This window comes from Bradyrhizobium sp. Ash2021, from assembly GCF_031202265.1.
In the GTDB taxonomy this organism is placed as follows: domain Bacteria; phylum Pseudomonadota; class Alphaproteobacteria; order Rhizobiales; family Xanthobacteraceae; genus Bradyrhizobium.
The window spans coordinates 6,851,092-6,863,216 of the sequence record NZ_CP100604.1; the positions used below are offsets into that span (position 1 = coordinate 6,851,092).

General features: G+C 59.7%; 10 protein-coding genes. 3 read left to right on the top strand and 7 right to left on the bottom strand.

Features of this window, described 5'->3' with window-relative positions; all coding sequences use genetic code 11:
* Positions 1-5 precede the first annotated feature (5 nt).
* Genes NL528_RS33135 through NL528_RS33150 form a run of 4 tightly spaced genes read right to left on the bottom strand, consistent with a single transcriptional unit; the run spans position 6 to position 3,714 of the window.
* Positions 6-1,067, bottom strand: a complete 1,062-nt coding sequence (locus tag NL528_RS33135) for an ABC transporter ATP-binding protein (protein WP_309178554.1) — start codon at positions 1,065-1,067, stop codon at positions 6-8.
* A complete protein-coding gene (locus NL528_RS33140; RefSeq protein ID WP_309178555.1) occupies positions 1,064-1,849 on the bottom strand; it encodes an ABC transporter permease subunit in 786 nt (261 codons plus the stop codon). Before NL528_RS33140 ends, NL528_RS33135 begins: the two co-directional genes overlap by 4 nt.
* A 4-nt stretch (positions 1,850-1,853) precedes the next feature.
* Positions 1,854-2,669 carry an ABC transporter permease gene (locus NL528_RS33145; protein WP_309178556.1) on the bottom strand — a complete coding sequence of 272 codons (816 nt, stop codon included), beginning with the start codon at positions 2,667-2,669 and terminating at the stop codon, positions 1,854-1,856.
* Between the two features lie 37 nt (positions 2,670-2,706).
* Positions 2,707-3,714, bottom strand: coding sequence for an ABC transporter substrate-binding protein (locus tag NL528_RS33150; RefSeq protein ID WP_309178557.1), 1,008 nt, complete (start codon positions 3,712-3,714; stop codon positions 2,707-2,709).
* 198 nt (positions 3,715-3,912) lie between these two features.
* On the opposite strand from NL528_RS33150, the gene NL528_RS33155 reads away from it, so the two are divergent.
* The 3 genes from NL528_RS33155 (at position 3,913) to NL528_RS33165 (ending at position 7,831) form a co-directional block, all read left to right on the top strand.
* Entirely contained in the window at positions 3,913-5,064 is a 1,152-nt protein-coding gene (locus NL528_RS33155) for a zinc-binding dehydrogenase (protein WP_309178558.1), read from the top strand.
* A 743-nt stretch (positions 5,065-5,807) separates the two neighbouring features.
* Positions 5,808-6,665: a hypothetical protein gene (locus NL528_RS33160; RefSeq protein WP_309178559.1), complete on the top strand. Its 858-nt coding sequence runs from the start codon at positions 5,808-5,810 to the stop codon at positions 6,663-6,665.
* 33 nt (positions 6,666-6,698) lie between these two features.
* Positions 6,699-7,831, top strand: a protein-coding gene (locus NL528_RS33165) for an IS3 family transposase (RefSeq protein WP_143206051.1) whose coding sequence is annotated in 2 segments (ribosomal slippage) — positions 6,699-6,954 and positions 6,954-7,831 — 1,134 coding nt in all. Because the reading frame shifts where the segments join, the coding sequence is not laid out codon by codon here.
* Between the two features lie 527 nt (positions 7,832-8,358).
* Here NL528_RS33165 and NL528_RS33170 read toward each other — a convergent pair.
* The 3 genes from NL528_RS33170 to NL528_RS33180 are packed head-to-tail and all read right to left on the bottom strand — an operon-like array spanning position 8,359 to position 12,118.
* Complete coding sequence (locus NL528_RS33170; protein ID WP_309178560.1) at positions 8,359-10,758, bottom strand: xanthine dehydrogenase family protein molybdopterin-binding subunit; 2,400 nt, start codon at positions 10,756-10,758, stop codon at positions 8,359-8,361.
* Entirely contained in the window at positions 10,755-11,240 is a 486-nt protein-coding gene (locus tag NL528_RS33175; RefSeq protein ID WP_309178561.1) for a 2Fe-2S iron-sulfur cluster-binding protein, read from the bottom strand. The genes NL528_RS33170 and NL528_RS33175 overlap by 4 nt, the downstream gene beginning before the upstream one ends.
* Complete coding sequence (locus NL528_RS33180; protein ID WP_309178562.1) at positions 11,237-12,118, bottom strand: xanthine dehydrogenase family protein subunit M; 882 nt, start codon at positions 12,116-12,118, stop codon at positions 11,237-11,239. Before NL528_RS33180 ends, NL528_RS33175 begins: the two co-directional genes overlap by 4 nt.
* Between the last annotated feature and the right edge of the window lie 7 nt (positions 12,119-12,125).

The window sequence follows — 12,125 nt, forward strand, 5'->3', positions numbered from 1 at the left end:
CCTTCTCAGCTTTCGGGCGGCAGCAAACGGACGGCGTCCGGCGAAATCAACAGTCCGACCCGTTCGCCGGCTTTGGCGACAACCGCATTAGGGGCATCGACGGTGAGCAGCTTGCCGGATACGCCGCTCACGACCATGCGTTGCCGGTCGCCGATGAAGCTGACGCTGTCGATGAGCCCGGAGAGAGGCGCAGTCCCGGCCTCCACTACGCGAATGGTTTCGGGACGAATCATGGCGACCGCGGCCGACACGGTCGCATCACCACCGATTGGCTGGCGACCGCCCGGCAATACGAGTTGACCGCCCTCGATAGGGGCTTCGATGATGTTGGCCGCGCCGATGAATTCGGCCACGAAGCGGTTTTTCGGCGCAAAGTAAATCTCGCGCGGCGAGCCGATCTGGGCGATCGTCCCCTTCTGCATGACGACGATACGATCGCCGAGCTCCATGGCTTCGGACTGGTCATGGGTGACGTAAATCGTGGTGATGCCAAGCGCCCGCAGCAGGCGATTGAGCTCGCCGCGCAAGCGATCGCGCAATGCTGCATCGAGCGCCGTCAGCGGTTCGTCGAGCAGCAGAATGCCCGGCCGGATCGCAACCGCCCGCGCCAGTGCCACCCGCTGGCGCTGGCCGCCGGAGAGTTGATCGATGCGGCGGTTCTCAAGCCCGGAAATGTTCGTCAGCGCGACCAGTTCGGCGACACGCGCCGCGCGCTCTTCGTTCGGTACGCCGCGGATCTTCAGGCCATAACCGATATTGTCCGAGACACTCATGTTGGGGAAAAGCGCATAGGACTGGAAGACCATGCCGACATTGCGTCGTTCGATCGGCACGGACGTCATGTCCTTGCCGTCGAACAGCACCTTGCCGCCTGTATCGGGCAGTTCGAGGCCGGCGATAATGCGCAGCATGGTGGTCTTGCCACAGCCAGATGGGCCGAGCAGCACCAGAGTCTCGCCGCGATCGATATCGAGCGTGGCGGGCTCGAGTGCGCGCGTTCCATCAGCGAACGTCTTGCCGCAGGCCGCGATGCGCACCGCGGCGCCATGTCCAGCCGACGTGCTCATCTCTTCTGTTCCTTCTCGGCGAACAATTGCATCGCCACCAGCAGCGGAACGATCATGACAAAGAAGATCAGCGTATAGGCCGATGCGACTTCCAGCCGCATCGAGGCATAGCTGTCGGCGAGCCCGATCGGCAGTGTCTTGGTCAGCGGCGTATGCAGCATCCAGGTCAGGTTGAACTCGCCAAGCGAAAGCGTCACTACCATCAAGGCGCCGGCGAGTATCCCCGGCACTGCATTCGGCACGATCACGTCGCGGAAGCGCCGCCAAGGCGATGCGCCAAGCGATGCCGCACCTTCGTCAAGCGTCTTGATGTCGACCGTTGCGAATACGGCCATCACCGACCGCACCATGAACGGCATGGTGAAGATGACATGGCCGACGAGGATGAAAAGCCAGGAGCGGCGGAAGTCGCTGAAGCCTTGATAAGTGAACAGCAACGCCAGCGCGATGGCCAGTCCGGGTATCGCCAGAGGCAGCGTGATGATCTCCTCGATGATCCGGGCCAGCCGTCCTCCCCGTACATGCAAGGCGTAGGCCGCCGGGACGCCGGCGGCGAGCGTCACAGCCAGGGTTGCAAATGCAATCACAAATGACAGCAGGATGGTGCCGGCGTAGAGCTCCCAGACCTGGGCCACCCATTGCAGGGTCAGGCCGGACTGGATGCCGCGAAAGTAATTCACGGTCACGCCGGCGGAAATCGACAGGATCGCAGGCACCACCAGGAACGCAGCGATGATCAGCGTGAAGATGAATTGGCCGGTGAAAATCAGGCGATCACGCATGGTCTCATCCGGCTGCGGCGACGGCGCTGCCGCTGAATGAACGGGCAATCGCCAGGATGAACCAGGTGATGATGCCGAGCCCGACCGACAACGCGGCGGACGTCGAGAAATTCGCCGCCAGCGTGAACTCGGTATAGATCAGCATCGGCAACACATCGATGTTCGTCGCCAGCGTAAACGCGGTTCCAAATGCGCCCATCGCGGTCGCAAAGGCAATCGCCCCGGAAGCGACGAAAGCCGGCGCCAGCGCCGGCAGCACGACATCGCGCTGTACCGCCCACGGGCTCGCGCCGAGCGAACGCGCGGCTTCTTCCAGACCGACATCGAGTTTCTGTACCGCTGCCATGATGGTGAGAATGACGCGCGGGATCGAAAAATAGAGATAACCGAGGAACAGCCCGTAGATCGAATAGGCAAAGACTAGTCTCTCGCCGAACAGGCGGCTCGAGAGATCGCCAATCAGACCCTGGCGGCCAGCAAGCAGGATGATCAGGAAGCCGACCACCACGCCGGGAAACGCCAGCGGAAAGGTCAGCATCGCGATCAGGACGGCACGGCCGGGAAAACGATGGCGCTGCAGGAACATTCCGGCGATGGTCGCCACTATCAGCGTCACGATCGTGGTCGCAGCCGCCAGCATGACCGTGTTGATCAACGTGGCGCGATAACGCGGCTCGGTCAGGATTGCAAGATAGCCGGCAAGCCCCTGCGGGCCTTCTGCGCCGGTCACGACGAGCCGCGCCATCGGCAGCAGGAAAAATGCCACTGTGACCACCGCAAGCGGCAGCAGGCACAACCAGATAAAGGATTTATGAGACATTGGAAAATGGCGCCCCGGCGATGGGCACCATCTTGCCTCAGCGGACCTCGGCGAGATAGCGGTCGACAAAGCCTTTTTGCATGTTTTCCATCTGCCCCCAGTCGACACTCTTGGCGCGGGCGTAGTCGCTGTCCGGCAGGAACTTGTTCTTCACGGCCTCCGGCAGCTCGATCGGGCGCGCAGGGCGCAAATACGCATTGGTCCAGATCGCCTGTCCCTTGTCGGACAATAGATAATCCATCACCTTCTTGGCCTTTTCCTTGTCGGGCGCGTTCTTGACCAGGCCGACGACGTAAGGAAACACCACCGATCCCTCGCAAGGGATCACGAATTCAAAATTGCCCTTCTCGGAATATTTCGCACGATAGGCGTTGAAATCATAGTCGAGCAGGATCGGCATCTCTCCGGAAACCACGCGGGCATAAGAGGTCTGCTTGGGGACGATCGGATCGTTCTTCCGCAGATCCTTGAAGAAGCTGATCGCGGGGTCGAAATTCGAAGCTGAGCCGCCAAGTGCCAGATTGATTGCAACGGCGCCGACATATCCGACCGCGGCAGAGGTTGGATCGAGATAGCCGACCATTCCCTTATAGTCCGGCTTCAGGAGGTCCTTCCAACAGGCCGGCACCGGCTTGCCGCCGAGCGCGTCCTTGTTTACGAACAGGCCGAGGGTACCGGAATGAATCGTGGTCCAGTAGCCGTCAGCATCCTTCAACCCGGCCGGAACCTGATCCCAGTTGGCGGGCTTGTAAGGCTCCAGCGCATCCTGAGCCTTGGCCTTCATGCCGAAGGTAACGCCGAAATAGCCGATATCGCCAACGGGATTGCTTTTCTCGGCAAGGATCTGCGCCAGCGCCTGACCCGAATTTTTGTTGTCGTGGGGAATGTCGTAATTGAGATCCGCCTTGATCGCCTTGAGCATGGAGGCCCAGTCAGCCCATTCCGGCGGGCAATTGTAGCAGATGACGTCGGCCGCCTTAGCGGATTGCCAGGGCGCGATCAGCGACAGCACCAGCAAGGCAAGGAAAAGACGGACGGTCTTCATGAAGGTCACTCCGGATCGGCGAGGCTGCAAATGGATTTCAGCACCAACCGGTGACCAAGTATAGGCCGCGTATGAAGGTTTTGCGACGAGTCGTATTGCTATGCAGCAAAGCTTCGCAGGCCGGCACGAAAGGCGTCTCCGTGGCTCGCGGCAATACGGCGTTTGCGATAGAATTTCTGACCTAACGGGATTTCTCAGATGTACCGACCATCAGGCGTCAAGACCTCACCCGACCTTCCTGTGCCCGACCAGATGAAGGCCTGGATTCTGGGCGAGCCCGACCAGCTTTTCCTGCGCGTCAAGCCAACTCCCGTTCCTGCACGCGCTGAGGTCCTGGTTCGGATCGATGCGGTCGCGATCTGCGCGACCGACCTTGAGATCATCCATTCGGGTTCGCCGGCCAGCATCCAGGGAGGCCTGCCCTTCAACAAGAATTTTACGCCGGGCCATGAATATATGGGCACGGTTGCAGCACTTGGGCCCGACGTCGACGAATTCAGGATTGGCGAACGGATCAGCGTCGAAATCCATGCCGGTTGCGGCCAGTGCAAACGCTGCCGCCAGGGCATGTACACCTCATGCCTGAATTACGGGAAGCCCGAAAAGGGACATCGCGCCAACGGCTTCACCACCGATGGCGGCTTTGCCGAATACGCGGTCAATCACATCAATACGCTGGCACGGGTGCCCGATACCATGAGCGACGCGGAAGCGACGCTGGTGGTCACCGCTGGGACGTCGATGTATGGCCTGACGGAGTTGGGGGGATTGGTCGCCGGTGAGAGCGTTGTTGTGATCGGGCCTGGCCCGATCGGGCTCCTAGCCGTCGCAGTAGCGAAGGCGCTCGGCGCAAGCCCGGTCATCCTGACGGGAACGCGCAACAAGCGGCTGGCGATCGGCCGCGAGCTGGGTGCCGACCGCGTTATCAACATCAACGACGAGGATGCCGTCGAGATTGTCAAACAGCTTACTGGGGGAGTTGGTGCGGACTATGTGGTGGAATGCGCGGGGAGCGAGGCGACGATCAATCAAGCCATCCACATGACCAATCGCGGCGGAAAGATCTGTCTGGCTGCGTTCCCACACGAGCCGGTGAAATCGGACCTCGCCCATCTTGTGAAGAACAACATCTACGCCTACGGAATCCGCGGCGAGGGCCGCAGCGCCACCCGCCGCGCCATGGCATTAATGGCGGAAAAGCGCTTCGATGCGACCAAGATTCACACCCATACGTTTCTGCTGGCTGATCTGCCGACCGCGCTGAGATACGCGCGCGACCGGGTCGATGACGCCATCAAGGTCGTCGTTACCAACCGGGAATCCGGTGCGATTGCCCGCGCGGCTGAATAGGCTCTCGCCCATCCAAAAGAAAAGGCCGACCCCTCTTTCCGCCGAACCTCATAAGTGGCTCAAAACAATTGGACTTCGAGAACCGTACCTGAAGTCTGGAGTCCATAGGTTCGGAGAAAAACGCTCCTCTCTGAGAATAATAGGGCGGTTTTGGCCCGTCGGGAGTCCAAAGGTCAAATCAGAAATGACCACGGCTATTGGGCTTACGAGCCAGCGAGCTCACCCAGAGAATACACGGCCTTGAGCAAGCTGGCAGAGAGAGGAGCTGCGATCGAACCTTCTCCAGTATGTCAGTCGCAGAAAGCAAACCAGCGGATGGCACCCCTGACCGCTCAGGCTGAGAGATCCGCCAGACGTGCGAGGTCCCACCCCATGCGCGACGACTACAAGGAAACCGAGTTCTTGATTTAATATTAGTGACTACTTACACTTGTTCGCAGGCTAAATTATACTTATTGGTTTGTTGGGTTCGAGGTGCGCTATGCGATATTGGTACGTGTACTTTGCCTTGGCCCTTTTGGGGCAGTTCGCCCTATCTCAGATGCCGATTTCCCATGAGCCCGGTGTGTGCCTTACCAAATTGGACGGTGAGTGCATCAAGGTTTCCTATGCGCGTAAATCGCCCTGAAAAATGTGGTTGCAGATGAACGTGGTCGCACGTTGTTGTGTTGCGATGCGGCCGCCCGCGAACGCCCTCTGCAATACATCGCATTTGAAGCCATTTCAGGGGGTAGCTTTTATCGATGCTCAAAACTTGGATTTTAAGGCTACTTTTCTGTGTCCTTTGCGTGGGCATCCTGGGATCAAATTTTTGGACCATGCGCAATTGGACCGAGCGAACCGGTGTCTATGACGACATCTGCTACCTCAGGCAGGCGCACTTGTTTCAACGCTTTGGCCTTGGTGGCTTCGACACCAATATAAATCGAGACGACGATCGATACTTCGCGACGTTAGCGCGAGAGATTGGTTATGAAGCTTGGGACAATCCGGCCCGCGCACCCTGCCACACTCAAATAGGGGAGAAGCACGTAATCCAGTATCCCCCAGGTACCGGCTTGGCTCTTTCAGTCTTCCCGGCCGATTTCCAAAGGATACCGCTATACGCTGTCGCGAACTTCTTCGTTTTTCTAGCGGCGGTTCTCGCTATCTATTCCGCCCGGCGTCCGCATGAAATTGTTGGATCGGGCGTCGTCGGCATGGCCGCGATCTATTTCATGGTGAACCCGTCAAAAGCCAGCTACTCGATGGCGCCCACGATGATAGTCTGCGCAGTCGTCGGGTTTTTGACTGCAATCATGGCAAACGATCCAAGGTCATCGCGCCGAAACACGGCTGCGGCAGCGGCTGGCATGTTCATGGGACTGGCGGTCTCGTTCAGGCTTCCAAACCTCTTACTCTCCGCTGGCTACTTCCTAGTTCTGCTGGCGCTGGCCGCCCGATCCGCAAAGTTGGATGATGTCATTCGGCTAGCTTTGTTTGGAGTCGCGTATCTAGTGGGGTTGGTGCCGACGCTAGTTTCAAATGCGATCAATGCCGGAAGTGTTATAAGAGCCGGTCGCGGAAATCTGGACAGAACGATAAGTGGAATTTCTGCCTGACAGCGGCGATAATTGCCGTGAACAGGAGAGACCATGAGCAGACGACCCCGGCGGAACCACTCACCGGCCTTCAAGGCGAAGGTGGCTCTGGCCGCCATCAAGGGCGATCGGACGATAGCCCAGCTGGCGGAGCATTTCGACGTTCACCCCAATCAGATTACGGCCTGGAAATCACAGCTTGAGGGCGGCGCCTCTGATATTTTCGGATCGGGGGGCGGGACGCCGGCCACGCCCGCGGTCGATGTGAAGTCGCTGCATGCCAAGATCGGGGAGCTGACGCTGGAGAACGATTTTTTAGAAGGCGCGCTCACCAAGGCGGGATTGCTGAGCGCAAAGCGATGATCGACCGTAAGCACGATCTGTCGATCACCAAGCAGGCAGAGATTTTGAAGGTCAGTCGCGGCAGCGTGTACTATCTGCCGCGTCCAGTCTCTTCAGCCGACCTCGAGATCATGCAGCGTCTCGATCGGCTGCACCTGGAGTATCCCTTCGCCGGTTCGCGTATGTTGCGAGGCCTGCTGGCTTTGCAGGGGTGCAAGATCGGCCGCCGGCATGTGAAGACGCTCATGCGGCGGATGGGGATAGAGGCGCTCTATCGCCGTCCGCGCACCACCAAGCCCGAGCCCGGCCACAAGATCTATCCGTATCTGCTGCGCGGCATCGAGATCCGGCGGCCGAACCAGGTCTGGGCCATGGACATCACGTACATTCCGATGGCGCACGGCTTCGTCTATCTCGCCGTGGTGCTGGACTGGGCGACACGTCGTGTTCTGTCGTGGCGGCTGTCGATCACGATGGAGGCGGCCTTCTGCGTCGAGACCCTGGAAGATGCCTTGGCTCGCCACGGCAAGCCGGACATCTTCAACACCGATCAGGGCTCTCAGTTCACCGGCGCGGCGTTCACCGGCCTGCTCGCCAGCAATGGCATCGCCATCAGCATGGATGGCAAAGGGGCCTGGCGGGACAATGTGTTCGTCGAACGGCTGTGGCGCAGCGTCAAATACGAGGAGGTCTATCTGCGAGCCTACGAAACCGTCGGCGAGGCGCGACATTCGATCGGCCGGTATCTCGACTTTTACAACGGCCGACGTCCTCATTCGAGTCTTGACGACATGACCCCGGATCAAGCCTACTTCGATCTTCCGCCGCTCCGCGCGGCGGCCTAACCTCGGCAGAGGCTCCACTTATCGACGCGGAATTTTTGTTCAGACAACCGGGGCCAGCTCAATAGCCACTACTTACAGCGCAGTAGACGCGACGCCTCCAGATTTCAGCTTCAGCATCGCTTGGCAGTATTTTAGTGACATGCAAGGTGCGTTGACCTTACTGGTGGTAACCTGGTCAATCGTAGCTTTGGCTGCTAATATCAGAAAGACCGCGGCATCGATCGTTGCTATCAACATTGTTGTAAACCTCGGATTCTTTCTCACTCATCCTATTTCTACACCCTATTACCTGATGCCATTCTTGCTACTGTCCATGTGGACGCTGCTATTCTCTTTCTTTAATGATTCTGATGAGGGCCGTGTCAGGTACGCTCGCTAACGCTGCGTGCCTTACCCGTTTCTATCGTGCAGCGGGATTTTTGACCCCAGCACAGAGGGAGGTGCAGCCTCCAACCCCCGAGTGTGCGGCTCGTTGTCGGTCGTCGCATGGTCATCTCCGTTGTTAACGGAGACGTCGCGACAGTCGTTCAAAATTCGATTCGCCCCAAGGCCGCCAGGATAACCTGAGGCGTCAGCGGAATCTCCGTAATTATGGTGCCGAACGGCCTCAGCGCGTCATTGACGGCATTTGTCACCGCGGCCGCCGCACCGGCGGTGCCAGCTTCGCCGGCGCCTTTGGCGCCCAACTCGGATTCCAGCGTCGGCGAGACGACGTGGCCGACATCGATATCAGGCATTTCACCGGACATCGGAACCAGATAATCGGCCATATTGGCATTGGTGAGTTGGCCGCGCTCGTCATAGATGCATTTCTCAAACAGCGCGGCGCCAAGGCCCTGCACCACGCCACCCCTGATTTGCTCATCGACCAGTTGCGGATTGATGATGGTACCGCAATCCTCGACCACCCAGTGCTTCAATAGCTTGACGAAGCCGGTATCGGTGTCGACCTCCAGCCAGGAGGCCTGAACGCCATTTGTGAAGGCAAAGGGATATTGGCGCGGAACAAAATGCCGCGTCGCCATCAGTTCGGGCTGAATACCCGGCGGCAGTGTGTCCGGCCGAAAATAAACGATTCTGGCTAGTTCGTTGAGTTCAATACGCGGGGCACCATCATTGGCGTTCACAACGCTGTTGTTGATGATGTCGAGTTCACCGCGCGTGGATTGCAGGATGGCGGCAGCGACATCGAGGATGTTCTTGCGTAGCACTTTGGTGGCCTGAAGCGCGGCCTCGCCGCCGATGCCCGCGCCGCGCGAGGCCCAGGTGCCGCCGCCATACGGCGTATTGTCGGTATCTCCCAGGATGACGCGGACCCGATCCATGGAGACGCCGAGCACGCTGCCGACGATCTGCGCCGTGAGCGATTCCGACCCCTGCCCCTGCTCGGTGATGCTGGTCTGGCAGATCACGGAACCCTGGGCGTCAAGTCGCACGGCCACACCATCCTGCGACGAAATCCTGGCCCCGCCGACACCATAGAACGCCGCGCTGGGATTGGTGACTTCGATGAAACTGGCGATACCGATGCCGCGATGAATGTTCCTGGCGCGCAACGTCGCCTGCTCGGCACGCAGCCCGTCGTAGTCCATCATCTTGATTAGCTTTGCGAGCGATGCGTGATGCGACAATTGCTCAAACCGTAGGCCCGACGGCGAAGCGCAGGGATAGGCGTCATCGGCAATCAGATTGCGGCGACGGATTTCGACCGGGTCCATGTCGATCTTCATTGCCGCCAGATCAACCAAGCCTTCCGTCACCGAACAGGCAATCGGATGGCCGACGGCGCGGTACTGGCACATCACGTTCTTGTTCTGGAACACGACACGGGCGCGGGCTCGGTAGTTCTTGGCCGTGTAAGGCCCACCGACGAGATTGACGACCTGATTAGCCTCGATCGCGCTGGTGCGCGGATACATCGAATAAGGACCGATGCCCGTGAGATCGTCGATCTCGAACGCCGTAATGGTACCGTCGCGGTTGACGCCGATCCTTCCTTTGCAGCGATGATCGCGGGCATGAATATCGGTGTTGAAGCTCTCGACGCGGTCAGCAACGAATTTGATTGGCCGCCGCAGCAGCTTCGACAACGCGTAGGTCGCCATCTCGTCGGCATAGATATGGACCTTGATGCCGAAGGAGCCGCCGACGTCCTTGCAGACCACGCGAACTTGGGATTCCTGTAAACCCAAATGCAGCGCCGCGATGTTCTGCACCATGTGCGGCGCCTGCGTGCCCTGGTAGATCGTCAGCCTCGCTTCGGCGGCGTTCCAATCGGCCACCACGGCGCGCGGCTCCAGCGTTACGCCGGTATGACGCCCAAAGATGAATTCCGCCTCCACCACCTCGTCGGAATCGGCAAAGGCGTGGTCGACGGTGCCGGCGTCATGGTTGCGCTCAAAGGCAAGGTTGTCGCCGAGCGAGGGATGGATCGCAGGCGTCGCCGGATCGAGCGCGCTACGCATGTCCGTTACCGCATCGAGTTCTGCAAACTCGACCAAGACATGCTCCGCCGCATCCTCGGCCAAGGCCCGGCTGGTCGCAATAACGGCCGCGACGGCCTCGCCCTGCCAGCACACGCGGTCGATAGCGATCGCGCTTTGCGGGGCGGATTTAAGGCCCTTCAAATGCGAGAGCACGCCGACCCACGGCGTAATGACGGCAGCCAGTTCCAAACCGGTAACGACGGCAATCACGCCCGGCATATGCTTCGCCGCGGCCGCATCGATGCCAACAATTCTTGCATGCGCGTAAGGCGAACGCAGAAACACCACATGCGCCATGCGCGGCAGCTCCATGTCGCTCACATAGAGTCCCCGCCCCTGCATCAGCCGATCAAGATTCGGCCGCGGCACCGACTTGCCAATATAGGAATTCGGCCGGTCGAGCGCCGAAAGCGCGTCTGGATTTTTCGGTGCTGAAGTCATGGCGCGCGCGCCATCCGCGCCAACGCCGTGGTCTCAACCGCGTCGACGATCGCCTGGTAGCCGGTGCAGCGGCAATAATTGCCGGAAAGATGCTCGCGAATCTGTTCTCGATCGGGTTTGGAATTCTGTTTCAGCAGATCCTGCGCCGCCATCAGCATTCCAGGCGTGCAAAACCCGCATTGCAGGGCGTTGCGGTCGCGGAACGCCGCCTGAAGGTCGGCGATCTCGCCGCTATCGGACAACCCCTCGATCGTCTCCACCAATGCGTCGCGCGCCTGCACCGCCAACATCAGGCAGGAACGCACGATCTCGCCGTTGACGCGCACCGTACAGGCGCCGCAAACTCCGTGTTCGCACCCGAGATGCGTGCCGGTCAGCTTCAAATGCTCGCGCAGAAAATCCGCGAGATTCAACCGCGGCAGAACATTGGCATCGACACGCTCGCCGTTGACAATGAGCGAGAGGGACACGGGAGCCGTCATGAAGGCCCTCCCGCACTGAGATCAGGGCGAGAGAGCAGCGTAGATACGCAACGTACCAGCAATACCTTCGCCAGATGCCGGCGCATCGCGGGAGATGCCTGGTGATCCTCTTGCGGATCAAGCTCTTCGCTCAGCGCTGCCGAGGCATCGGACAACAGTTCGGGCGTAATGGCGATGTTGACAAGCTTGCTGGCAGCCCTGGCTAGTAGCGGTCGATCGCCAACGGCAAAAAAGCCAAGGCGGAGATCGGCGAACAGACTGCCGTCGAAGATCGCCCGCGCCGCCAGGCCGACAATGGCGTAATCGCCGTGTCGACGAGCGAATTCGTGGAAGAAATACGCGGAACCTTTTCGCGCCACCGGTAACTCGACTGCGACCAGCAACTCCTGCGGCGACAGCACCGTCTCATAGATGCCGGTGAAGAATTCCCTCGCTGCGACCCGCCGCTCGCCGCGTGGGCCACGAATAATGATGGTTGCGTCCAACACGACCATGCAGGCAGGCAGCTCGGAAGCCGGATCCGCATGCGCAAGGCTACCGCCGATCGTACCGCGATTGCGGATTGCGGGATGTGCGACATGGGTGATCGCGTCCGTCAGCAGGGGGACATGAGCGGCGATTTCGGGAGATTTGAGGAGATCGGCATGACGCGTCAACGCACCAATGGAAAGGACGTCGCCTTTCACCGCGATCCCGCGCAGTTCAGCGAGTTCGCCGATATCGACAATGAGTTCGGGAGAGATGAGGCGCAGATTCATCGCCGGCATCAGGCTCTGGCCGCCCGACAGCACCTTGGCCTTGTCGCCATGCGCGGCGAGCAGTTCCAGCGCATTTAAGACGCTGGTTGCGCGGGCGTAAGCAAAAGCCGAGGCCTTCATTTCGACG